Origin of the sequence: Mesonia profundi (assembly GCF_031085155.1) — a bacterium.
In the GTDB taxonomy this organism is placed as follows: Bacteria; Bacteroidota; Bacteroidia; order Flavobacteriales; family Flavobacteriaceae; genus Mesonia; species Mesonia profundi.
Genome location: NZ_JAVHUL010000010.1, coordinates 67,062 through 92,099, shown reverse-complemented (window position 1 = coordinate 92,099; position 25,038 = coordinate 67,062). Strand labels below are relative to the sequence as shown.

The window sequence follows — 25,038 nt, the reverse complement described above, 5'->3', positions numbered from 1 at the left end:
TTTATAGCTAAAACAAGTTACTGATTATCAGTAAGATGAACAACTTTTTTCTTTTAAATCATAATGCACAACGGGTTTTCTATAGTGTTTTGCAACTGGATATTATTGATATCTGAAATATCGAAAACCACTAAATCTATTCCGCTATTAGCGTAAAGTAAATCATCTTTAACCGCTACATCTGTATTTTGCGGAATACGAATAAAAGCTTTTTTTACTGGATTTTCAGGATTAGAATTATCTATGACATGAACTCCTTTTAAATTGTCGTTTATAAAAATAAGGTTTTGGTAGGTATAGATTTTCCCGGACTCTTCTATAGCTGCGGGTTCTTCTACATTTACCAAAGCACGAAATTCTGCCAACGGCATGGTTTCTGGTACAGCTACTTTCACTTCACGAAGTTCTGATTGATTTGCATCATCTTTATCACAAGCAACAAGAGAAAGCATACAAAATACAAAAAGAGTTATTTTTTTCATGACGAGATAGTTTATTTTAAAGATACTACAATTGCTAAAAGGTTGCATCTTAAAAGATTAAAAAAATTAAATTGCTTTTTTTGAACAAGTTATAGTAAAGCAAGTCTTACTCATTTTAAGGTTTAGTCATAAATATTGAATCAACCCCTATCTTTTGCTTTATTGGTTCGTAGTCTTCTTTATAGCTCAACCCTGCCCTAACCAGCAAGAAATTTTTACTATTATCATGAAGCTTTTACACCTCATGCTTTTGTCCTAGCATCTCTTCCGTAAAGAAAAAAAGAAGTTTTAAAATCTTAGTCTGTCAGTTTGTCAGATTTTGCTTTTCATTGTATCTTTGCTTTTTCAATTTTAGGACTACAATAGATTATGGAGAAGGTTATGGACGAAAGCAGCCAAGGTAATTCCCTCGTTTTAGAAGGGAAAGAAACCAATACTAAAAAACTATTTATAGAAAGTTACGGTTGCCAAATGAATTTTAGCGACAGTGAAGTCGTAGCTTCCATTCTTACCAAAGAGGGTTTTAACACTACTCAAAAATTGGAAGAAGCAGATTTGGTTTTGGTCAACACCTGTTCTATTCGCGATAAAGCCGAACAAACGGTACGTAAGCGTTTAGAGAAATACAATGCGGTAAAGAAAATCAATCCCAAAATGAAAGTGGGCGTTTTAGGCTGTATGGCCGAGCGCTTAAAAGAGAAGTTTTTAGACGAAGAAAAAATTGTCGATTTGGTCGTAGGTCCAGATGCCTATAAAGACCTTCCCAACCTTATAAAAGAAGTGGAAGAAGGAAGAAGTGCGGTAAACGTGATCCTTTCTAAAGAAGAAACTTACGGAGATATTTCTCCGGTAAGACTACAGTCTAACGGAGTTTCGGCTTATGTGTCTATCACTCGGGGTTGCGATAATATGTGTACCTTTTGTGTAGTTCCGTTTACCCGCGGAAGAGAACGAAGCAGAGATCCGCAAAGTATTTTAGAAGAAGTACAAGATTTAGCGAATAAGGGATTTAAAGAAATCACTTTGCTAGGACAAAATGTAGATAGTTATTTATGGTATGGCGGCGGACTCAAAAAAGATTTTGAAAAAGCCACCGAGATGCAAAAAGCAACGGCGGTACATTTTTCGGCTTTGCTAGAAACCGTTGCCAAAGCACATCCTAAAATGCGAATTCGGTTTTCTACCTCCAATCCGCAGGATATGACCTTAGATGTGATTGAAACCATGGCCCGACATAAGAATATATGTAAATCGATTCATCTTCCCGTACAAAGTGGAAGCAATCGGGTGTTAAAAGCCATGAACCGTTTGCATACCAGAGAGCAATATTTTGAATTGATTGATAATATTAGAAGAATACTTCCCGAGTGTTCTATCTCCCAAGATATGATTGCAGGCTTCCCTACCGAAACCGAGGAAGATCACCAAGATACACTTTCGTTAATGAGAAGAGTGAAATATGCCTTTGGGTTTATGTACGCGTATTCTGAACGTCCAGGAACTATGGCAGGAAGAAAATTAGAAGATGATGTCTCTAAAGAAACCAAGCAACGTCGTTTGGCAGAAATCATTAGCTTACAACGAGAACTTGCAGCACTCAGCACACAACAGCATTTAGGAAAAACAGAAGAAGTACTTATAGAAAAAGAATCTAAAAAATCTGATTTACACTGGAGTGGAAGAAATACGCAAAATACGACCATCGTTTTCCCTAAAGAAAATTATAAAGTAGGCGATTTTGTGATGGTGAAAGTAGAAGATTGTACAAGTGCTACATTAATAGGAACCCCAGTAGGATATTCAGATAATAACTAATTTATGGAATCTGTTCAAGCAACAAAACAACGCTTTGGCATTATAGGAAATGACCAGGCTCTTAATCGCGCCATAGAAAAGGCCATTCAAGTAGCTCCTACAGATATTTCTGTACTGGTTACTGGGGAAAGCGGTGTAGGAAAAGAAAGTATTCCTAAAATTATACATTCTTTATCGCATAGAAAACACGGAAAATACATCGCGGTAAACTGCGGTGCTATTCCCGAAGGAACCATAGACAGTGAACTTTTTGGTCACGAGAAAGGAGCCTTTACGGGCGCCACACAAAACCGTAGCGGTTATTTTGAAGTAGCCGATGGCGGAACTATCTTTTTAGATGAAGTTGGGGAATTGCCGCTTACCACACAGGTTCGTTTGTTACGTGTTTTAGAAAACGGAGAGTTTATTAAAGTAGGTTCTTCTAAGGTGCAAAAAACCAATGTGCGCATTGTAGCAGCCACCAATGTAGAAATGTTTGAAGCCATCAAAAAAGAGAAGTTTAGAGAAGACTTATATTACCGTTTAAGCACGGTAGAGATTAACCTTCCGCCGCTTAGGGAGCGTAAAGATGATATTCATTTATTGTTTAGAAAATTTGCTTCAGATTTTGCTTTAAAGTATAAAATGCCCGCTATAAAATTAGATGAAGAAGGCGTAAAAATGCTTTTAAAATACCGTTGGGCTGGGAATATTAGACAGTTGAGAAATGTGGCCGAGCAGGTTTCGGTATTGGAGCAAGAAAGAATGATTACTTCAGAGACCTTACATTCCTATTTACCCAACCAAGGTTCTAATCTCCCCGCGGTCATTAATGATAAAAAGAAGGAAAGTGACTTCAGCAATGAGCGCGAAATTCTTTATAAAGTGCTTTTTGATATGAAAAGCGACCTTAATGATTTGAAGAAGCTTACGCTGGAATTGATGCGTAATGGAAACAATGACGAGGTTAAAAATGATAATGAAAGCCTGATTCAGAAAATTTATGGCGATTCTGAAGAGCAAGAACAATACGAAGAAGAGTTAGAAGAACAAATGGAAGTGCTTCAAATTCCCGAAAAAAGTAATCCTTCTCCCCAAGAAGATAAATATGCTTTCGCGGAAGAGATCCAAGAAGAAGAAACGCTTTCATTACAAGATAAAGAATTGGAGCTCATTAAAAAATCTCTAGAGCGTCACAGCGGTAAACGAAAAGCTGCCGCAGATGAATTGGGCATTAGTGAACGTACCTTATATCGAAAAATTAAGCAATACGATTTGTAAAAAACAACTTATGTCAAAAGAAAATCTAGACACTCAGAGCAAGTCTAAAAGATGTGCTTCAGAAAAAAGTCTTAAAAAACGAGGTAAACTTTGGGGAATTAAAGCCTCTGGGAGGATTAAAGTTGGTTTTTTAGCAAGTGTTGTCTTACTGCTTTCTAGTTGTGGTATTTACTCCCTTTCTGGAGCAGATATTGGCGATGCAAAAACCTTTCAGGTTAACTTTTTTCAAAATAACGCAAGCTTAGTAGAACCAGGAATTGATAGAATTTTCACCAATCAACTGCAAGATTTTATCAATAGTCAAACCAGTTTAAGTTTAAGCAATGAAGGCGCAGATTTGATTTATGAAGGAGAAATTACGCAGTATTATATTGCACCTATGACTTCTACCAGCCAAAATACGGCCGCACAAAACCGGTTGACCATGGCTATTAATGTGCGTTTTTTCAATAATAAAGATCCAGAAAAGGATTTTGAACGAAGTTTTTCATTTTATTATGACTATCCTGCCAATCAGCAATTAATGGGAGGTACTTTAGATACCGCTTTAGAAGAAATTTACTTAAGAATCAACCAAGATGTTTTTAATGCCTCGTTAACCGACTGGTAATTTGATATGACAAAAGAAGAATACATCTCACAATTAGAAGAAAACTCGCTTTTACCAGAAAGCAAGCTTAGAGACTATCATCTTTTGCTAGAGCAGTTTCCCTATTTTCAATCGGCTAGAGCGATTCAGTTAAAAGCTTTAAAACAACACCATAGTTTTAATTACAATCCCGCGCTTAAAAAAACGGCTGCATACACTACCAATAGAGAAGTGCTTTTTGATTACATCACTTCAGAGGCCTTTGACCAACAGGAAGTTTCAGAAAAAATAAAATATAGAATCCAGCTAGAAGACCAAAGAGAAGAAAATCTAGAAATGAACTTGACGGAAGCCAATCGGGTGTTGGATCCAGAATTATTTCAAAAAATCTCTTCCGTAAAGGAAGAAAAGCTAGAAGAAGATGTCTTAGAACAAGGCAAACCCTTAGCGTTTACTCCCAAAGAAAAGCATTCTTTTAGCCAATGGTTACAACTTACATCGGCCAAACCGGTGAACGAAAAAGAGACCTCTTCTTCAGCATCTGACGACAGATTTAGGTTAATTGATAAATTTATAGAAAAGAAACCAAAAATTGTCCCGTCAAAAGAAGCGCCATCCAGAGCAGCGCAAATAAGCTCAGAACCCGCAGACACGAGCTTAATGACCGAAACTTTAGCAAGAGTTTACTTAGAACAGAAAAATTATTCCAAAGCAATTCAAGCATTTAAAATATTAATTTTGAAAAATCCCGAAAAAAGTGGTTTATTTGCAGACAAGATTCGGGCAATCGAAAAATTACAAGAAAACAAATCATCATGAATACATTTACAATATTTTTAGTTTTAATCGTTATCGTAGCATTTTTGCTTGTAGTCGTTATTATGGTTCAGAATCCTAAAGGCGGAGGTTTATCTTCTTCTTTTGGAGGCGGAGGTGGAGCCCAAATAGGAGGCGCTCAAAACACCACCAATTTCTTAGACAAGAGTACCTGGACGTTAGCTACCGTACTTTTAGTGCTCATCTTATTGTCCAATTTAGCGATTATGGACGGAAATGGATTGGGAGAGTCTAGAATTATAAATGACGATACCCAAACTACGGTTCCTGCGAATAATTCAACTGATGCTCCTGCCAATAATGACGAAGGAGGAATTAGAGAATAGAAACTATATTTTATCCCTTAAAAATGCCATCTGTCTTGTGACAAGATGGCATTTTTTTTTGGCTTTGACAGAAGAAACCCACTTGGCATAATTTTAGTCTGTTACCTCACAACTACGAAAACAATTTTTTAACTAAAATATAAAAAAAATGGGATTAAAATTTAAACCTCTAGCAGATAGAGTTGTCATAGAGCCTGCTGCTGCTGAAACTAAAACGGCATCTGGTCTTTACATTCCTGATTCTGCCAAAGAAAAGCCACAACAAGGAAAAGTAATCGCTGTTGGTAAGGGTACCAAAGAGCACGATATGACGGTAAAAACAGGAGATGCTGTTCTTTACGGAAAATTCTCTGGCACCGAACTGAAGTTAGACGGAAAAGATTATTTAATTATGAGAGAAGATGAAATCTTAGGGATTTTATAAGCTTCCTCACCTTTAAAATTTAATTCTAATTATTCGAAACCTAGGTTTCGACAAAAAAATACAAAATGGCAAAAAATATAAAATTTGATATTGAAGCTCGCGACGGGATTAAACGCGGCGTAGATGCTTTAGCAAATGCAGTAAAAGTAACTTTAGGACCAAGAGGTCGTAATGTAATTATAAGTAAATCTTTTGGAGCCCCTGTAGTTACCAAAGATGGAGTTTCTGTAGCAAAAGAAATTGAGCTAGAAGATCCTTTAGAGAATATGGGAGCTCAAATGGTTAAAGAAGTAGCTTCAAAAACCAACGATCTTGCTGGTGATGGTACTACTACAGCTACCGTATTAGCACAAGCTATCGTTAAGGAAGGACTTAAAAACGTAGCAGCTGGCGCCAACCCAATGGATTTAAAAAAGGGGATTGACAAAGCCGTTGCTGCCGTTACCGAAGAGTTAGAAAAGCAAACTAAAGAAGTAGGAAGTTCTTCTGCACAAATTAAGCAAGTAGCGGCTATTTCTGCGAACAACGATGAGCTTATTGGGGAGTTAATCGCCGAAGCTTTTGGAAAAGTAGGAAAAGAAGGTGTGATTACCGTAGAGGAAGCTAAAGGAACTGAAACTTACGTAGATGTAGTGGAAGGAATGCAATTTGACAGAGGATTTCTTTCTCCGTATTTTGTGACCAATAGCGAAAAAATGACTACCGATTTGGACAATCCTTACATCTTGATTTTTGACAAGAAAATCTCTACGATGAAAGATTTAATGCCAATTCTAGAGCCTGTAGCTCAATCTGGCAAGCCTTTATTGATTATTGCTGAAGATGTAGACGGAGAAGCTTTAGCTACCTTAGTAGTGAATAAATTAAGAGGTTCTTTAAAAATTGCTGCGGTAAAAGCACCAGGTTTTGGAGATCGTAGAAAAGCGATGTTAGAAGATATCGCTATCATTACTGGAGGTACTGTAATTTCTGAAGAAAGAGGTTTTACCTTAGAAAATGCAACTCTAGAACAATTAGGAACTGCAGAAAAAGTAAGCATTGATAAAGACAATACCACCATTGTAAATGGGGCAGGTCAAAATGATGATATCAAAGCTCGTGTGAATCAAATCAAAGCGCAGATTGAAAGCACTACTTCAGATTACGATAAAGAAAAACTACAAGAACGCTTGGCTAAATTAGCTGGTGGGGTTGCTGTATTGTATGTAGGAGCTGCTTCTGAAGTTGAAATGAAAGAGAAAAAAGACCGTGTAGATGATGCTTTACACGCAACAAGAGCTGCTGTAGAAGAAGGTATTGTTGCTGGTGGAGGTGTTGCTTTTGTAAGAGCCATCGCTGTTTTAGCAAACTTAACTACAGAGAGCTTAGATGAAACTACAGGAGTACAAATTGTTGCTCGTGCTATTGAATCTCCGCTAAGAACGATTGTTGAAAATGCAGGAGGAGAAGGTTCTGTAGTCATCAATAAAGTATTAGAAGGTAAGAAAAACTTTGGATACGATGCGAAGTCTGAAACCTATGTAGATATGCTGAAAGCAGGAATTATTGATCCTAAAAAAGTAGCGCGTATCGCTTTACAAAATGCGGCTTCTGTGGCAGGAATGATTCTAACTACAGAGTGTGCTTTAATCGATATTCCAGAAGATAATGCTGGTGGTGGAATGCCACAAGGAATGGGTGGCGGAATGCCAGGAATGATGTAATACATTCACCCCATAATTTATATAAAACGGATAGGCTCAAAACCTATCCGTTTTTTTTATTCTACTTACGCATAAAAGATAATTTTAAACTGAGTTCGATGAAAACCGTACTCGCCTGTGTGGACGGTACTATTTTAGAAGTATCCATCAAAAAACCCGATCTTTCTGAATAGAAAAACCGGGTGTAGTAAGATTTATTTTTTTGCTGAATCAAATCCGTAAAGAAAATCTAATTCAAATTAATTTGTTTTCCTTTTGGATATTTGATGGTATAAGAAAATTCTTTAGTCACATTAGTATTGGCTTTTAGGTTAAACTCCCACGTGAGTAAACCGGTTTGTTTGTTGTATTCTTTGGCACTCTGATTCACATCTTCTACTTTAATTTCGGCATTTTGAGAAATAGGAATCCGATCTACCAATTTTAATTGTATCGCTGTTTTCTTTTGGTTACGCAGGTTAATCGCATAGCTCTTATTCACTTTAATGGTATTGCCAAAAAAGCTTTTATCTTTCTTACTGTTAATTTGCTTGCGCTCTATTTGTACCGCAGGATCTACTCCCAAAGAAATGGCCAATTTCTCTTCGGTCACTCGAGGATCTAAAAGAATTTTACCGGCATAACTTCCTGCAAAATAAACACTGGCTTCTCCAGGAAGCATATCATACTGCTCCCAATCTTTAACAAGGGCTGTTAAGTATACTTTTTCCTGAATTAATGGCGCTGTAAAATGTTCATAAGTTGCAGGAATATTAAACTTATCTATCAATACGGTTTGTGCTTCTTGAGAAGATTTAATACTGTAGGGTTTCGCTAGATGAAACAATACTTGAGTAAGTGCTTCTTGTTTCACCATAAGCGGTTCTTGCGATTTCTCCTCAAGCATGGCGTCATTAGCCGGAGCCATCGCTACCTCTTCTAATGCTTGACTAGCGACTCTATTTTTAACGGCATCATAACCACGATTATTTTGGATAAAATTTAGATATAAAGAGTTCACCGTAGGTTTTGTACCGCTCACACTAGGATCTCCTGTAGAAAGACTTAGTTCTACATTTTCCCAATCTTGACCGCTAGACTGATATACAAAAGCTTTATAGGCCACATGAAGATCGGCTCCCGTAGATTGCGCTCTTATTTCATAACCTGGATACCAGCCAGCATTATTCACCACATAAGTAATCGTCAAATTGGCGGTTTGTGTGCTTCCGGTTTCCAAATCTAAAACAAGCTCTCCGGTAGGTTTTCTTAGATCGGCTTTATATTGCGCTAAACTCTGGTGGAGTTGATTAATCTTTTGGCGTAATTCTTCTATTTCTACACCCAAATCATATTGCTGGGTTTTTAAACTTTTTGTTTGGGTCTTATAATACTTGGCGTAAGCATCTAATTGTGCAACGTTAAGGTTTTGCTTTTCATTATTCACCTTCTGATTGACGAGCAGTAAATTAAGTGCGTTCTTAAAACCTTCCGCTTCGTATTCTAAACTCGCCTTGTTGCGTTGCAAATCAGCTAAGCTAGTTTCAAGATTTTTCACCTCTACACTCGCCGTTTTATTCTCTAAGTAATTTTGTCGAAAACTAATTCCGTGCATCGTAATTCCCTCTAGGCCTTTTACCTGAATACTATTCACATCGACCATCGATGATAAATTTTTAAAAACAACCTTTGATCTGCCTTGCGTCAAATTAAACCGACTACTCCCCTCTAATTGGGCTTTCTCCAAGTACACTGTAGCTTTTTGAGTGGTAAGTTTTGGTTCTAGATCTTGAGCAAACATGAAAGTGCTGCTGGCTAAAAATAAAATAAGAAATCGCATAGGCTAAATATTAGTTGTTATTAACAATGTAATGTCTCATTTAAACTCGTTTTCTGTACGACATTACAAAGTTAAATTGGTATAATTCATTTTACAAAATGTATACCACAAATAAAAATAGCTTGCTCTTTAGAAAGAACAAGCTATTTTTTGATTGGGTTTCAAACGTGTTTTTAAGACACCGCTTTCAACTTTTTAATGGTGCTTTTGTCTAAGGCTTTTTCCGCATAAGACTTGGTCACTTTCAATTCTTTTTCTTTTCCTTCGGGCATTTCGAACATCGCATCGGTTAGGATGGCTTCACAGAGCGAACGCAATCCACGTGCTCCAAGCTTATACTCTATCGCTTTGGTTACAATATAATCTAAAGCGCCATCAGTAATGCTAAACTCGATATCATCCATCTCAAACAACTTGGTATATTGTTTAATCAGGGAGTTTTTAGGTTCCGTTAAAATAGCACGAAGTGTTTCCTCGTCAAGCGGATTCATATACGTCAATACTGGAAGTCTCCCAATAATTTCTGGAATCAATCCGAAGTCTTTAAGATCTTTAGGAATGATATATTTTAAAATATTATCCTGCTCTATCGTATCTTCAGATTTGGAAGCACTATACCCTACCGCTTGTAAATTAAGACGCTTGGTAATTGCTTTTTCAATCCCGTCAAAAGCTCCACCGGCAATAAATAAGATATTCTCTGTATTTACTTCAATGAATTTTTGATCTGGATGTTTTCTTCCTCCTTTTGGCGGAACGTTTACCGTAGTTCCCTCTAACAACTTTAACAAAGCTTGTTGAACTCCTTCCCCACTCACATCTCTAGTAATAGAAGGATTATCACTTTTACGTGCAATCTTATCGATCTCATCGATAAAAACAATTCCTTGCTCAGCTTTCTCTAAGTTGTAATCTGCCGCTTGCAATAAGCGTGTCAAAATACTTTCTACATCCTCTCCTACATAACCAGCTTCTGTTAATACCGTAGCATCAACAATCGCTAGAGGAACGTTAAGCATTCTTGCAATCGTTTTTGCCATTAAGGTTTTACCGGTTCCCGTTTGTCCCACCATAATGATGTTACTTTTTTGGATTTCGATATCATCCTCACCTTTAGGCTGCAATAAACGCTTGTAGTGATTATAAACCGCCACAGAAAGTACTTTCTTAGTATATTCTTGACCAATTACATAATCGTCTACAAATTTTTTGATGGATTTAGGCTTGCGTAATTTAAACTCTGTAGAAAGCTCTAGTGATCCTTCTTGTTTCGATTCTTCTACCACAATCCCGTGTGCCTGCTCAATACAGCGGTCACATATATGGGCATCCAATCCTGCAATAAGCAAGCTGGTGTCTGGTTTTTTTCTTCCACAAAACGAACATTCTAATTCTTCTTTCGCCATATCTATGCTTTATGCTTTAGTTTCTCCTCTGGTTAAAATCTCATCAATCATTCCGTATTCTTTCGCTTTATCGGCTTTCATCCAATAATCACGGTCACTATCTTCATGTACTTTTTCATACTTCTGGCCACTATGCTTTGATATGATGGTATACAATTCTTCTTTTAAGGTAATAATCTCTCTTGCGGTGATCTCAATGTCACTTGCTTGCCCTTGAACGCCTCCTAAAGGCTGGTGAATCATCACTCTAGAGTGCGGTAATCCGCTTCGTTTTCCTGCTGCGCCTGCACACAATAATACCGCTCCCATAGAGGCTGCCATTCCTGTACAGATCGTTGCGATATCTGGCTTTATAAACTGCATGGTGTCATAAATTCCTAATCCAGCATATACACTTCCTCCTGGAGAGTTAATGTAAATTTGAATGTCTTTATTAGCATCGGTACTTTCTAAAAAAAGCAACTGCGCTTGTACGATATTCGCCACCTGGTCATTGATCCCTGTTCCTAAAAAGATAATTCTATCCATCATCAATCTAGAAAAGACATCCATGGCTACCGCATTCATTTGTCTTTCTTCTATAATATTTGGAGTCATCCCTGTAGGTGTCATACTACTTACTATTTTAGAATAGTAGTTTGGATTGATCCCTTGGTCTTTGGTCGCAAATTTTTCAAATTCTTTTCCGAAATCCATAGTTATTTTTTGTTTTTAGCTCTTTTTAAAAAGCCTTATTTTTATTGACTAAAAAAGGCGTTATTCCCTATTGGTTTAACGCCTTAAATATAAGTATTAATTCTATAAAAGACTACTTGTAAACTTCCTTAACAAAATTTTCGTAAGTCATCTCCTTTTTATCCAGATTTGCTTTTTCTTTATAGAAATCTAATAGTTTCTGATTCATTACCTGCTCTGATAATTTCTTCACCTCATCTTGGTTAGAAAGTACTCTAGCCGTAATATCCTCTAAATCTTTTTCTGAAGGATCTGTCTGACCAAATTGCGCCATTTGCATTTTGATACGGTCTCTAGTGATTTCTTTGATTTCTTCAAATTTCACCTGAAGATCATTTTCCTGAACCAATTTGCCTTCAATTAACTGAAAACGCAATCCTTTTTCGCTCTTCTCGTATTCTTCTTTAGCTTCTTCTGCCGTAAGTTGATTTTCACCACTTACCTGAATCCACTTTTGTAAGAAATCTCCTGGAAGATTAAAAGAAGTCGTTTCAATTAAACGCTCTGTGATATCATTTAACAACTGCTGATCGCTTTGTTGCTTAAACTGATTCTCTGCGTCTTCTTTTATTTTTTCTTTCAGTTCGGTCACCGTTTTCACGTTTCCTTCCCCAAAAAGTTTATCAAACAACTCTTGATCTAATTCTGCAAGCTCTTGTTGGTTTACTTCAGTAATTTCAAAAGATACCTCTACATCTAACTCATGTGCTTTATCGTGCTCTACTTTTAAAAACTCCACAAGATTGTGATCATCTTCAAAAAGACTCTTCGTTTTTAAGCTTACGGTATCTCCTACTTTAGCTCCCACAAACTTGTTTAAGTTTCTTTTTCCTTTTAATTTCTCTAAAGGAAGCGTGGTGGTATTTTCAATCCCTTCTTCTTCATTTTTAAAAGTACCGGCTACAACATCTCCTTCTTCTACCTCTTCTTTAGCAACTAATTTCCCGTATTGCTTCTGAATGGTTTTGATTTGATTATCAATCATCTCCTCATCAGCAACAATTTGGTACTGCGTAATAGGCTTTTTAGTATTCAAGTCCACGTCAAATTTTGGAGAAAGACCCAATTCAAATTCAAAAGAATAATCATCTTGCTCCCAATCGAAACTTTCTTGATCTTTTGGTAACGGATTTCCAAGGACCTCTAATTTCTCTTCCGTAATGTAGTTGTTAAGAGATTCTTGCAATAATTTATTTACCTCATCTACCAATACCGCTTGACCGTATTGTTTTTTCACCATTCCCATAGGCACGTGCCCTTTTCTAAAACCAGGAATATTGGCCGTTTTACGGTAATCCTTTAAAATCTTCTCTACTTTTGGGTTGTAATCATCTTTTTTGATGTCAACCTTTATCACAGCATTTAGCTCGTCTATATTCTCTCTTGTAATTTCCATGCTTAAAACTTCTGAATTTTGGAGTGCAAAATTACAATTTATTTACCTGCCAACCAAGTTTTTAATCAACTTGATAGCTCTATATGTAATTTACGGAAATAATTTTGTAATCGAATTCGTCATTTGATGTTGAGCTAGCATCATTCCCTAGTATAAAGAAAGCACCCCCAAAGAATGAAGGTGCTTTTCATAAGATTAAAATATAATCATTTTACGAAAGCTATTCGGTCATCGAATTAAGAATAGACTGTAATATAGAAAGACATAAACTAAAGATAAGTGCCCACCAAAAACCATCTACAGCAAAGCCGCCTATTAAATTGTCTACCAATAAAATAATAAAGGCATTGATGACTAGCAGAAATAAACCCAAAGTAAGAATAGTCACCGGAAGCGTAAACAGCACTAAAATAGGCCTAACAATTAAATTAAGCAGTCCTAAGATCACGGCAACAACAATAGCGGTTCCATAACTGATGATTTCTACTCCTGGTAAAATTTTACCTAGGACGACTACTAAAATAGCAGTAACAAGAATTTTAAGTATAAGTTTCATAAGGTTGATTTTTTTATAAAAATAAGAAAGGCATCCTAAAGTAGAATGCCTTTTTAAAAATATTAACGATAGGCTTACTCTCCAATAGCAGGTCCGCCACTGTAATCTCCAATATTTACGTTAGGGATTGTTGAGTTATACGTCATATTAATAGAGTTAATAATTTGGTTCGCCATAAAGGCATAACCTCTAGGGGTTAGGTGAATTCCGTCAAGAGAAAAAGCTCCTCCTGTAGCAAACTCACTGGTAATAGTACCTCCATCATAGTTAATTCCGCTCGTAGCGACTCTATCCAATAATGAATTAGCATCTACAAAAGCTAAGCCCTTTTGAGCTGCCATCCCTTCAATAATCTGATTAAAAGCAGCAGTTGCGGTGGCTACATCTTCTTGTTCAGATGGAAGTAACACATATTGATCTTGCATGGGGTAAGTAACACCATTTACAGACAATTGCCCAGCAGTTTCCTCTGGCACCCCAGCTCCCATTAATTCAGCTACGCGGTCCATATTTACCGTACCAATCACAGAAGAACTAGTTAAAACCATAAAATCATTTGCATTGGCTTGTCTTGCTTGCCCGTATTGAGCTCCATAAATTGTAGCCGTTTGTGGATCTAAGCCACCTCCAATAAGTGTTTGCGTTAATTGTACAGAAAGATCTGCTATAGACTCATCATGAATCACCACTCCACTCGCTCCTGTTGTAGAGAATTGTATAGCTCTTTCCGGAACTCCTAAAAATGCAAAAGCTTGGTTTAACTGCCCGTAAGTTGCATTTAAGGTAGGAATTTGATCTCCTAATAAATCTGGAGTTAATGGATTGTAAGGAACCGTATTAAAGTAAGGGGTGGAAGTCACATTTGGAATATTTAATAAAACTCCACCTCCAGCTGAAGCTGCAAGTGCGTCTACTTCTTGACTGTAAACCGAAGCAAATACATTTACGTCGGTAATATCTGTAGAGCCATAAGTAGAGGGATCTAAGTTTCCTTGCTGATTTACTCCTGCTCCCCCTGCAGCTGCATAGCCTAATACATCATTATTCCCAATCCATAAACTAAAAAACGTTGGATTTTGCGCTATGGCATCTTCTATCACTGTTACATTCTCTGAAGAACGGAAACGTGCAAAATAAGGATTTGCCATTCCTGCTGCTACTCCAGCCGCATTTCCATAACCAGGAGCGATTAAGTGATAGCTTTTTGCTCCAGGAACTCCCATATTATTAAAAGATCCAGAAAGCGTATTGGTAATTTCTGTGGTTGGAGCCCCTCCAATTGGTGTTGGCGCAGGCATTCCATTTACTAACGATAAGGTTAAACGATTACCAGAAATTGGACTCCCGTTTAAAAGTAGTCCGCCAAGGTTATCATTCATTAAAGGCTGTGTAAAATCACCTCCACCCACACGCTTAAATTGCTGTGCTAAAATATTTGGAAACGAATTTTGTTGTCCTTGAATATACAATGCATTATCTGCATAACCTGCGGTAAGGGAATTTCCTACCGCCACATAATTTTCAAAACTTGCATCTCCTTGACTATAGACCTGATCGTCTTCAACAGACTCGTCAAACTCGGGCTCACAAGCAACAAGACCTAAAGCCAAAATTGCAGCATATTTTATATATTTTCTCATATTCATCTCTATTATAAATTAAAAGTTACTCCTAAACCTCCTAAAAAAGCGTTGCTCTTATAGGTTCCTCCAAAAGGTACATTTGTTCCATCTTCCATATAATAATCATAGGAAGCGTCTACTTCTTTAAATCTTAAATAAGTAACAGATACATCTAAAGCAAACCTTTTACTTATTTGGTAAGAAAGACCTCCCGTAAAACCCTGAGAATCATTTCTTGGGGTCTCTGGAGCGAAGTAACCTTCTCTAACTGGGGATTCATCCAAGTAGTAACCGGCTCTTAACGTCAATTGATCTAATGCTTCATATTGCAATCCAAATCTATACGTAGAAGCGTTTTTGTAGTTTCTTGGATTAGAAGAATCTGGCACATCATCTGGTGCAAAATCAATATTTAAATCTTTATATGCTTCCCAATAGGCTCTGTTATAATCAAAAGCAAACAACCATTTATCACAGAACTCATAAGATAAACCTACAGACATTTCTGCCGGCATGGGTAAAGAAGCATCAAAACCTACTGTTCCATTTTGAATTGGTGATAATGCAGAATCAGGAACGTTAGAGAAAACAGCTTCTCCATCTTCAGCCTCTAAAATAATTTCTGAACGGTAATTAAATCCAATTCTTAAGTTTTCGGTTGGATTAAACATCCAACTCGCAGACCATCCCCAATTGGTTATATTGGAAGCATCTACTTCTACATTAGAACGATTTCCTTGTTCATCTGTAAGCGTACGATTTACATTTCTGTTAAAGTTAACCCCTCCTGTAGCGAAAATAGGCCCCCCTCCAATACTAAAGTAATCTGATATTTTTATAGAAATTAAAGGCTGAATGTAAATAGCCTGCAAATCAATTATATTTACCAAATGAGACCCCGCCCAGTCGGTTGGATATTCTACCACACTTCCAAAAGGAGAATAAGCACTTAATCCTACAGAAAGAAAATCGGTTACCCGGTAAGAAGCATAAAAGTAAAACGGAGTTCCAATAGGGTTATCTGTTTCAGAGAACTGCCCTGTATTGCTATTTTGCCATTTCACATTAGACATCACGCCAGTGACCCCAGCAGAAATATTTAAATCGTTTTCTAAGTAAACTAATCCTGCAGGGTTAAAGAAAGCCAACTCTGCACTGTTCACGACTGCCACTCCAGTATGCCCCATAGCCAAAGCTCTCTGACCTTGAGCACTTATTCGGTAACCACCTGCATAAGTAACACTCGCAGCTAGCAAAAAGACCGCAAAAAAAAGTAATTTTTTCATAATCATAGAATATGTATTAGGTTATTCATTATATCAAATTTAACATAAAATAGAATATAGCCAAGCCTTTTTGATAAATATTATGCAGGCATAGTAAATTTATGAGAATTTATCAATAAATATCATAACAATCTGAAAGAAATCATCTGACTTCTCTGCGTGCACCCAATGTCCCGCGCCTTTAATCGTCACCGTATTGCTCTTAGGGAAATGTGCCTTGATAAGCTCACGGTCTTCTTTACGGATGTAATTGGAATTGCCACCACTTACAAATAAGGTATCTTTTGCGAAAGTATCTTCCTCATTCAAGGCTTTTCCTACGCTTTCTACTTTTTCTTTTAAAACATCAAGATTCATTCGAAGTGCTAGCTTTCCTTTTTCTTTCCAATAGAGGTTTTTAAGCAAAAACTGCCTCACTCCCCACTCTGGAATGTACTCTTCTAACTTTTCATCGGCCAAACCTCTAGAGTCTAAGTCTGCGTTTTGTAACATGGTTAAGCCCTCCAAAATAGCTTGGTGGTGTGGCTCGTAATATTTGGGCGCTATATCAACCACAATGAGGCTGTGAACCAAATCTGGATAGCTCGTCGCAACTTTCATCGCCGTTTTTCCTCCCATAGAGTGACCCAGCAACACAATGTCTTCTAAGTTTTTATCTTCACAATACTCCTTGATATCTTTTGCCATCAACTCGTAGCTAAAATCTTCGGTATGCGGACTACGGCCGTGATTTCTTTGGTCTACCAGATGAACTTCAAATCCTTTTTCTGAAAACTCCTTCCCCAAGGTTTTCCAGTTATCACCCATTCCTAAAAAACCGTGCAGAATGATAAAGGGTTTTCCTTTACCTATTATCTTTGAATATAATTTCATATTACTGAAGTCGTTTTAGGTATTTGTTAATCACTACTTCTAAGCCTTCATACAGAGATTCCGCGATAAGCGCATGTCCTATAGATACTTCCAGTAAACCCGGAATGTTTTTTTTGAAAAATTCAATGTTGTGTAAGGACAAGTCGTGGCCGGCATTAATACCAAGTCCTAATTCGTTGGCTAATTCCGCGCAAGCGATATAAGGCTTAATGGCATCTTCATCTCCTTTTTCATACGCGCTAGCAAAATCTTCGGTATACAATTCTATTCTATCTGCGCCCGTGGCTACCGTGTGTTTGATTATCTCTAAATTTGAATCTACAAAAATAGAAGTACGAATGCCATTATTTTTAAATTCAGTAATCACCTCCTTTAAAAAATCTTTGTGTCTCACTGTATCCCAACCTGCATTAGAGGTAATCGCATCTACAGAATCTGGCACCAACGTGACTTGAGTCGGTTTGTTTTGAAGCACCAAATCTATAAATTTAGGTACGGGATTGCCCTCTATATTAAATTCGGTCTTTACGATAGGCTGTAAATCGCTCACATCTTGGTAGGTAATGTGTCGTTCATCTGGTCTTGGATGAACCGTAATTCCTTGTCCGCCATAACCCTCAATGTCTTGAGCTGCCTTTACCACATTGGGCATATTTCCGCCACGAGCATTTCTTAAGGTGGCGATTTTATTAATATTTACACTTAGCTTTGTCATAGATTTATCTTTTGCTTTACAAAAATACAAAGTTGTCATTCTTTCATGTGGTATAATTTAATTAATTTGCAGTAAAAAACACGCAGTATATGCTATTGTCCAATTATATTATTAATGATATAGAGATACAGTCTGTAAATCAGTCCATAGCAAGTTTGAAAAAGCTTTTTAATGAACTTACGTACACTCATGTTCCGGTAGAAAAAGACGGGATTTTTATAGGTTCTATCAGTGAAAATGACTTAAGGTGCTTTGAAAACGATAAAACGCTAAAAGATTACCAGTATGCTTTAGAGCGATTTTTTGTTCGAAATACAGACAATTGGTTGGATATTTTAAAGAATTTTAGTGTCAATAACGCGAATCTTATTCCGGTGTTAGATCAGGAATCTAACAAGTATCTTGGCTATGTAGAATTAGGAGACATTATGTCCTTTTTTAACGACACTCCATTCTTAAAAGAAAATGGTGCAATTTTGGTGGTAGGAAAAAACTTTACGGAATACTCTTTTAGTGAGATTAGTCAGATTGTGGAATCTTCCAATAATAAACTATTGGGTGCTTTTGTGAGCAAAATTGAAAACGATGTAGCCGAAATCACCATCAAAGTAAATCTTGCGGGAATAAATGACCTCATTCAAACCTTAAGACGCTATGGGTACACTATTTTAAGCTCCCATGAAGAAGACGCATACACGAAAAATTTACAAGAAAGGTCTGACTATCTAGACAAATACCTGAATATATGAAAGTAGCAATTTACGGACAATTTTATCATAAAAATTCTGGTCAGTATATCCAAGAGCTTTTAGACGCTCTAGAATCACAAGATATAGAAATAGAGATCGAAGAAAATTTTCTCACTATCATTAATGAGAATAGCAGCATTGACAAACAATACAACAATTTTGCCACCTTCACTAAACTCGATAGGTCTTACCAATTATTTTTTAGCATTGGCGGAGACGGGACTATCTTAAAGAGTATCAACTATGTACGAGACCTAGACATTCCTATTGTAGGGATTAATACAGGAAGATTAGGTTTTTTAGCTACCATTCAAAAAGAAAATATCAAAGCCATGGTGTTGGCATTAAAAGAAAAAAAATACTCCATTTCTAAAAGAGCATTGATCACCATTGCAACATCGCCAGAAAACGAAGGTCTTTCAGATATGAACTTTGCTTTAAATGAGGTTGCGATTAGTAGAAAAAATACGACTTCGATGATTACCATTGAAACATGGCTTAACGGAAAATACCTAAATGCGTATTGGGCAGACGGACTCATAGTCTCTACTCCCACAGGCTCTACAGGGTATTCTCTAAGTTGTGGCGGACCTATTATAGATCCCGAAACCAATGCTTTAGCCATTACACCTATTGCCCCTCATAATTTAAATGCAAGACCTTTAATGATTCCAGACGACACGGAGTTAACTCTAAAAGTAACCGGAAGGGAAAATATGTTTTTGGTTTCTCTAGACTCCAGATTAACAAGTCTTGATAACGACACTACAATTACCATTAAGAAGGCGCCCTTTACTATAGGTTTGGTTCTACTAAATGAAGATAGTTTTATCAAAACCCTAAGGCAAAAATTACTTTGGGGAGAAGATAAAAGAAACTAAAACAATAAAAGCGAGTATAATTTGTTAATCATAGAGGTACAAAAATCATATAAATTAAGTTAGAGAAAACTTAATTCATATATTTGCAAACTTTTGAAAATCTATGAAGTATTTAATTGCTGTGATAACCATATTTATGTGTGTTAAAAATATACATTCTCAAACCTATGAAATTGGCCCTTACATTGGAGGCGCTAACTACATTGGTGACGTAGGATCTACCAACTACATAGCTCCAAAAAGCTTAGTGGCAGGAGGTATCTTTAAATGGAATAGAAGCAAAAGACATTCTTTTAGACTTTCTATACTTCATACTACTCTAGAAGCAGATGATAAAAATGCGAGCGAAAACAGGAGACAAGAAAGAGGATATTCTTTTAAAAATGAACTTACTGAAGCCTCTTTAGGAATCGAATACACGTTTTGGGAATGGAATCTCCACAATCTTCAACCCCAGTTCACCCCCTATCTTTATACAGGATTAACAGGGATTTTCACAGAAGATCAATACATTAATAGAAAAAATCGTATTGTTCCTGGCGACAATAAAATAACAGCAGCCATTCCTATGGTTTTAGGAGTAAAAGGAACACTCAACACCAATTGGGTTTTAGGGCTCGAAGCGGGCGCCCGTTATACGTTTACAGATAACCTTGACGGAAGTAATCCAGAAGAATTTGATGGTGGTGACGCCTATCCCTCATTTGGTAATCCCAACACAAATGACTGGTATATGTTTGTAGGTATAACCTTAACCTATACCTTTGGCCGAAAACCTTGTTATTGCGTTTTTTAATGAATTTGAAAGAAAAACTAAATAAAGACCAGTTACCTAAGCATATCTCCATTATTATGGATGGTAATGGTAGGTGGGCGAAAAAACAAGGCTTTTTACGCGCTGTAGGTCATGAAAAAGGAACTGTTGCCGTACGTGAAACCGTAGAGTCTTGTGCAGAACTAGGTATTAAAAATCTAACGCTCTTTGCGTTCTCTACAGAAAATTGGAACCGTCCAAAATTAGAAGTAAAAACCCTTATGAAGTTATTGGTTTCTTCCCTTAAGAAAGAAATTAAGACTTTAATGGACAATAATATAAAGCTTAATGCTATTGGTTGTTTAGATAACCTGCCCAAGAAAGCAAGAAAAGAATTAGAAGAAGTAATTGAAAAAACTTCCAACAATAATTTAATGACCTTAACGCTGGCACTAAGCTACGGTTCTAGAGAAGAACTTTTAAGTGTGATCAAAAAAATAAGCGAGAAGGTTTCAAACCAAGAAATTGACGTTACGCAAATCGATGAAAATGTTGTTCAGCAGCATTTATACACCCATAATCTACCCGATGTAGATTTATTAATCAGAACTAGTGGGGAACAACGCATTAGCAATTTCTTGTTGTGGCAAATCGCTTACGCGGAACTCTACTTTACAGAAGTACTGTGGCCAGATTTCCGCAAAGAAGACTTATTAGAAGCAATACTAAATTATCAAAACAGAGAACGAAGATTTGGAAAAACCAGTGAACAAATCAATTAATATATTGATGTTAAAGAAACTATTACTTTTAATAATTTGCGTATTCGCATTTAACCCTATTCAGGCTCAAGATATAGCTATTGCTAATGGTAAAAAATATACCGTTGGCGAAATTAGTGTTGTAGGTAGTCAAAACTACAATGAGCAAACAGTAATTGCTTTTATGGGACTTAAATCTGGAGAGGAAATCTTTATTCCTGGAGACAGAATAAGTAATATCATTAAAAAACTTTGGGATTTAGGTCTATTTAGCGACATTAACCTATACGTCACCAACGTAGAAGGTAATGTAGCCGATTTAGAATTAGAAATCGTAGAAGTGCCAGAACTTAATGAGGTAGAAATTGTTGGTCTTAAAAAGAAAAAGAAAAGAGCTAAGATTATTAAGGAGAATGATTTAAAAGCAGGTTCTAAGGTGACTGAAAACTTAATCACCACCACCCGAAATACTATTAAAAACACCTATGCTTTAGATGGTTATCTTAATGCAAGTGTTGACATTAGAACCAATACGGTAAAAGATACCGCCAATGTTTCTGAAGCCGAGCAAGTAGATATGATCTTAAGAATAGATCGGGGAGAAAAAGTAAAAGTAGCCAACATTAATATTAATGGCAACGAAGTCTTTACCGACGCTAAAGTTCGTCGCCAAATGAAAACGAAGCAAAAAAACTTTTTCAGATTCTGGAAAAGATCTAAGTATATTCAAGATGAATATGACTTAAGTAAAGAAAAAATCGTAGATAAATACAAGTCTAAAGGTTATCGAGATGCGAGAATCGTTTCTGACACGATGATTAAATTAAATGAGAAAGATGTTGAGCTTACCATCAACTTGGAAGAAGGTGAAAAATACTATTTTGGAGACATTAGTTTTTTAGGAAATAGTGTATATTCTGACAATCATCTTAGAAATGTTTTAGGAATCTCTAAAGGTGACGTATATAACGGAACTTTACTAGAGAAGAAAATTAGCGATGAAACTCAGCCTGACGCCCAAGATCTAACCAACCTATACCAAAACAACGGATATTTATTTGCGCAAATTAGCCCTGTAGAAACAAAAATATACAACGACACTATCGATTTTGAAATTCGCGTTAGAGAAGGCAAAATCGCTTACTTTGATAGAATTAGTGTGACTGGAAATGATAAGACAAATGACCACGTTATTTACAGAAACATAAGAACAAGACCAGGTCAAAAATACAGCAAACAAGATGTAGTTAGAACCGTAAGAGAACTAGGTGCAACTGGATTTTTTGATGCAGAGCAACTTTCACCAGACTTTAAGGTGAACCCTGCAGATGCTACAGTAGATCTAGATTATAAAGTAGTAGAAAGCGGTGCCAGCCAAGTAGAACTCCAAGGAGGATACGGAGGTGGAGGTTTTGTAGGAACCTTAGGTCTTTCTTTTAACAACTTCTCCTTAAAAGGGATTTTAGATAAAGATGCTTACAAACCATTACCAATGGGAGACGGACAAACTTTATCTTTAAGAGCGCAAGCGGCAAGTTTCTATCAAACTTATAGCTTGTCATTCTCAGAGCCTTGGCTAGGAGGTAAAAAACCCATTCGTTTAACGACTTCTTTCTCTCACACTGTTCAATATTTTTACGATGCCTTTGAAAGAGAAGCTGATAGAAACAGAAGATTCTTAATCACAGGAGGTTCTATTGGTTTGGCAAAAAGATTAACCATTCCAGATGATTACTTTACCGCTTCTGCAGCATTAAGTTTTCAACACTATAACTTAAAAAATTATAATATTGGTTTATTTACATTCCCTGATGGATATGCCAACAACCTTGCACTTACATTAGGAATAAGTAGAGACAACACCTACACCAACCCAGTTTTCCCTATGGGAGGATCTAAATTTAGCCTTACAGCAAAATTCACTCCGCCATATTCTGCTTGGAATGGAGTAGATTATGGGGAGTTAGGAAACGATCCTAAGTATCAAACTAACGGAGAAGCAGATGTTGCTAAAATAGATCAAGAGCGGTTTAAATTGCTGGAGTATTATAAAGTTAAATTTAATGGGACTTGGTATAATAAATTAATTGGTAAATTAGTACTTAAAGCTTCCACTGAATATGGATTCTTAGGAGCTTATGACAATGAACGTGGAATCCCTCCTTTTGAGAGGTTCTACTTAGGAGGAGATGGTTTAGGAGGATATAGCCTTGACGGAAGAGAAAATATTGCTCTTAGAGGTTATCCTAACCAATCTTTAATCCCTAGAGATAGAGGAAATGATTCTAATTTATCTAGAAATGATGGAGCTACTATTTACAATAAATATTCTCTAGAGTTAAGATACCCGATTACTTTAAAACCTTCCGCTTCGATTTACACCTTAGCTTTTGTTGAAGGGGGAGCAAGTTATGATGGCTTTAAAGATTTTAACCCTTTTCAATTAAGCAGGTCTGCTGGTGTAGGATTACGTATATTTATGCCTGCCTTTGGACTTCTTGGTATTGATTTTGGTTATGGATTTGATCCTATCCCGGGCACCAATAATGGACCTAGCGGTTGGGAGCCTCATTTTATTATTGGGCAACAATTCTAAATTGGCACGATATTTTCTAATATGAACTTGAGATGATGAAAAAAAATATTTTACTTCTTATTATGACTGTAGCATTCGGCTTTCAAATGAATGCCCAACGAGGAATCAAGATTGCTTACATTGATATGGATTATATTTTAAAAAGTATTCCTGAATATCAACAAGCCAATCAACAATTAGATACTAAAGTCCAAAAATGGAAGTCCGAAATCGAATTGATGATGACGGAAGTAGATGACATGAAGCAGAATCTAGAAAATGAAAGAGCTTTATTAACCAAGGAGCTTATTGAAGAAAGGGAGGAAGAAATTTCTTTTGAAGAGAAGAAAGTACAGGAGTATCAAAATGAAAGATTTGGAGCCCAAGGAGATTTGCTAGTTCAAAAGAGACAATTGGTTCAACCGGTGCAAGATCAAGTTTTTAATGCAGTACAAGAAATCGGAAAAAAACGAGAGTATGATTTTATTTTTGAAAATTCCGCGGAAGCTTTAATGTTATTTTCTGCAAACAGACACGACATTAGCGACCAAGTATTATCTATGATTGAACGAACTTCAAGGAAAACAGATAATGAAAATAGAGCTAATGAAGTGGCAGTAGATAAAGACGATCAATACAAATCTGTAGAAGGAGCCAAAAAAGATGCTGCAGAAGAAGCTAAAAGAGACCGGGAGAGACAAATTAAAGTAAACGAAAGGGAAGCTTTACTTGAGGACCGCCAAAGAAAAAGAGATTCTGCTAGAGCTGCAAGACAAGCAGAATACGATGAAAGAAGAAGAAAGTTACTTGAAGACAGAAACCGAAGAAGAGATAGTATAGAAAAAGCAAGAAATAATTAATAACAAATATCAATTAAGTAATAAACAATTAATTTAAAAAAGATGAAACAATTTAAAACCGTTTTAATAGCCGCATCATTTATGTTAGGTGCAATTGCGTTTACCAATGCTCAAAGTTCTAAAGTTGCCCATGTAGGCACACAAGAACTTATAGAGTCTATGCCCGCATACCAATCTGCTATGTCACAATTAGAAAAGTTAGAAAAAACATATACCGCAGACATTGAAGATTTATTAAAGGAAGCTCAAAACAAGAATCAACGTTACCAAGCAGAAGCAACTTCAAAAACTGAAGAAGAAAACGCTTCAAGAGCTAGAGAATTACAATCTACGCAGGAGAAGATTGTTCAGTTTCAGAAAAATGCTCAACAAGAATTGCAAAAGAAAGAAACAGAATTATTAAGACCTGTTTATGAAAAAGCAAGAACTGCTATTCAAAAAGTAGCAAGAGCTAAAGGTTATGATTACGTATTAGACTCAACTACTGGAGCCGGTGGTGTTTTATTAGCAGATGGTTATGATTTAGCAAGCGATGTAAAGAAAGAGTTGGGAATCTAATCTTATCTTTTTTCATAAAATACTTAAAAAGCGTTTCTAAATTAGAAACGCTTTTT

General features: G+C 36.5%; 24 protein-coding genes. 14 read left to right on the top strand and 10 right to left on the bottom strand.

What is annotated here, in order from left to right:
- Positions 1-53 precede the first annotated feature (53 nt).
- Entirely contained in the window at positions 54-482 is a 429-nt protein-coding gene (locus tag RBU60_RS05640; RefSeq protein ID WP_308863737.1) for an LVIVD repeat-containing protein, read from the bottom strand.
- 369 nt (positions 483-851) lie between these two features.
- Between RBU60_RS05640 and miaB the strand changes: the two genes are divergently transcribed.
- The 7 genes from miaB (at position 852) to groL (ending at position 7,436) form a co-directional block, all read left to right on the top strand.
- Positions 852-2,297, top strand: coding sequence for a tRNA (N6-isopentenyl adenosine(37)-C2)-methylthiotransferase MiaB (gene miaB / locus RBU60_RS05635; RefSeq protein WP_308863736.1), 1,446 nt, complete (start codon positions 852-854; stop codon positions 2,295-2,297).
- Positions 2,298-2,300: 3 nt separating this feature from the next.
- Positions 2,301-3,557, top strand: a complete 1,257-nt coding sequence (locus RBU60_RS05630; protein WP_308863735.1) for a sigma-54 interaction domain-containing protein — start codon at positions 2,301-2,303, stop codon at positions 3,555-3,557.
- A 115-nt stretch (positions 3,558-3,672) separates the two neighbouring features.
- The gene (locus RBU60_RS05625) at positions 3,673-4,167 is read left to right on the top strand and encodes an LptE family protein (RefSeq protein ID WP_308863738.1); all 495 of its coding nucleotides are present in this window, start codon (positions 3,673-3,675) and stop codon (positions 4,165-4,167) included.
- Positions 4,168-4,173: 6 nt separating this feature from the next.
- A complete protein-coding gene (locus RBU60_RS05620; RefSeq protein WP_308863734.1) occupies positions 4,174-4,965 on the top strand; it encodes a hypothetical protein in 792 nt (263 codons plus the stop codon).
- A complete protein-coding gene (secG, locus tag RBU60_RS05615) occupies positions 4,962-5,309 on the top strand; it encodes a preprotein translocase subunit SecG (RefSeq protein ID WP_308863733.1) in 348 nt (115 codons plus the stop codon). Before RBU60_RS05620 ends, secG begins: the two co-directional genes overlap by 4 nt.
- Positions 5,310-5,457: 148 nt before the next feature.
- On the top strand, positions 5,458-5,733 hold the full coding sequence (locus RBU60_RS05610) for a co-chaperone GroES (RefSeq protein WP_308863732.1): 276 nt from the start codon (positions 5,458-5,460) through the stop codon (positions 5,731-5,733).
- A gap of 65 nt (positions 5,734-5,798) precedes the next feature.
- Positions 5,799-7,436, top strand: a complete 1,638-nt coding sequence (gene groL, locus RBU60_RS05605; protein WP_308863731.1) for a chaperonin GroEL — start codon at positions 5,799-5,801, stop codon at positions 7,434-7,436.
- 229 nt (positions 7,437-7,665) lie between these two features.
- Here groL and RBU60_RS05600 read toward each other — a convergent pair whose 3' ends face one another.
- The 9 genes from RBU60_RS05600 to RBU60_RS05560 all read right to left on the bottom strand — a co-directional run bounded on the left by RBU60_RS05600 (position 7,666) and on the right by RBU60_RS05560 (position 17,844).
- Positions 7,666-9,255, bottom strand: coding sequence for a DUF4139 domain-containing protein (locus tag RBU60_RS05600; protein ID WP_308863730.1), 1,590 nt, complete (start codon positions 9,253-9,255; stop codon positions 7,666-7,668).
- A 173-nt stretch (positions 9,256-9,428) separates the two neighbouring features.
- On the bottom strand, positions 9,429-10,661 hold the full coding sequence (gene clpX / locus RBU60_RS05595; RefSeq protein ID WP_308863729.1) for an ATP-dependent Clp protease ATP-binding subunit ClpX: 1,233 nt from the start codon (positions 10,659-10,661) through the stop codon (positions 9,429-9,431).
- A 9-nt stretch (positions 10,662-10,670) separates the two neighbouring features.
- The gene (gene clpP / locus RBU60_RS05590) at positions 10,671-11,357 is read right to left on the bottom strand and encodes an ATP-dependent Clp endopeptidase proteolytic subunit ClpP (protein WP_308863728.1); all 687 of its coding nucleotides are present in this window, start codon (positions 11,355-11,357) and stop codon (positions 10,671-10,673) included.
- 112 nt (positions 11,358-11,469) lie between these two features.
- The gene (tig, locus tag RBU60_RS05585) at positions 11,470-12,792 is read right to left on the bottom strand and encodes a trigger factor (RefSeq protein ID WP_308863727.1); all 1,323 of its coding nucleotides are present in this window, start codon (positions 12,790-12,792) and stop codon (positions 11,470-11,472) included.
- A 220-nt stretch (positions 12,793-13,012) separates the two neighbouring features.
- Entirely contained in the window at positions 13,013-13,348 is a 336-nt protein-coding gene (locus RBU60_RS05580; RefSeq protein ID WP_308863725.1) for a phage holin family protein, read from the bottom strand.
- Positions 13,349-13,422: 74 nt separating this feature from the next.
- Positions 13,423-14,988 carry a G-D-S-L family lipolytic protein gene (locus tag RBU60_RS05575; RefSeq protein ID WP_308863724.1) on the bottom strand — a complete coding sequence of 522 codons (1,566 nt, stop codon included), beginning with the start codon at positions 14,986-14,988 and terminating at the stop codon, positions 13,423-13,425.
- Positions 14,989-14,999: 11 nt separating this feature from the next.
- Positions 15,000-16,256, bottom strand: coding sequence for an OmpP1/FadL family transporter (locus RBU60_RS05570; protein WP_308863723.1), 1,257 nt, complete (start codon positions 16,254-16,256; stop codon positions 15,000-15,002).
- A gap of 99 nt (positions 16,257-16,355) precedes the next feature.
- Positions 16,356-17,129, bottom strand: coding sequence for an alpha/beta fold hydrolase (locus tag RBU60_RS05565; RefSeq protein ID WP_308863722.1), 774 nt, complete (start codon positions 17,127-17,129; stop codon positions 16,356-16,358).
- 1 nt (position 17,130) lies between these two features.
- The gene (locus RBU60_RS05560; RefSeq protein ID WP_308863721.1) at positions 17,131-17,844 is read right to left on the bottom strand and encodes a pyridoxine 5'-phosphate synthase; all 714 of its coding nucleotides are present in this window, start codon (positions 17,842-17,844) and stop codon (positions 17,131-17,133) included.
- Between the two features lie 89 nt (positions 17,845-17,933).
- Here RBU60_RS05560 and RBU60_RS05555 point away from each other — a divergent pair, with 89 nt between their 5' ends.
- The 7 genes from RBU60_RS05555 to RBU60_RS05525 all read left to right on the top strand — a co-directional run bounded on the left by RBU60_RS05555 (position 17,934) and on the right by RBU60_RS05525 (position 24,982).
- Complete coding sequence (locus RBU60_RS05555; protein WP_308863720.1) at positions 17,934-18,593, top strand: acetoin utilization protein acuB; 660 nt, start codon at positions 17,934-17,936, stop codon at positions 18,591-18,593.
- Positions 18,590-19,474 carry an NAD kinase gene (locus tag RBU60_RS05550; protein ID WP_308863719.1) on the top strand — a complete coding sequence of 295 codons (885 nt, stop codon included), beginning with the start codon at positions 18,590-18,592 and terminating at the stop codon, positions 19,472-19,474. The genes RBU60_RS05555 and RBU60_RS05550 overlap by 4 nt, the downstream gene beginning before the upstream one ends.
- 103 nt (positions 19,475-19,577) lie before the next feature.
- A complete protein-coding gene (gene porG / locus RBU60_RS05545) occupies positions 19,578-20,270 on the top strand; it encodes a type IX secretion system protein PorG (protein WP_308863718.1) in 693 nt (230 codons plus the stop codon).
- The gene (locus RBU60_RS05540) at positions 20,270-21,010 is read left to right on the top strand and encodes an isoprenyl transferase (protein ID WP_308863717.1); all 741 of its coding nucleotides are present in this window, start codon (positions 20,270-20,272) and stop codon (positions 21,008-21,010) included. Before porG ends, RBU60_RS05540 begins: the two co-directional genes overlap by 1 nt.
- 7 nt (positions 21,011-21,017) lie before the next feature.
- On the top strand, positions 21,018-23,585 hold the full coding sequence (locus RBU60_RS05535; protein ID WP_308863716.1) for a BamA/OMP85 family outer membrane protein: 2,568 nt from the start codon (positions 21,018-21,020) through the stop codon (positions 23,583-23,585).
- Positions 23,586-23,647: 62 nt separating this feature from the next.
- Positions 23,648-24,424, top strand: coding sequence for an OmpH family outer membrane protein (locus tag RBU60_RS05530; RefSeq protein ID WP_308863715.1), 777 nt, complete (start codon positions 23,648-23,650; stop codon positions 24,422-24,424).
- Positions 24,425-24,466: 42 nt separating this feature from the next.
- A complete protein-coding gene (locus RBU60_RS05525) occupies positions 24,467-24,982 on the top strand; it encodes an OmpH family outer membrane protein (protein WP_308863714.1) in 516 nt (171 codons plus the stop codon).
- Positions 24,983-25,038 lie beyond the last annotated feature (56 nt).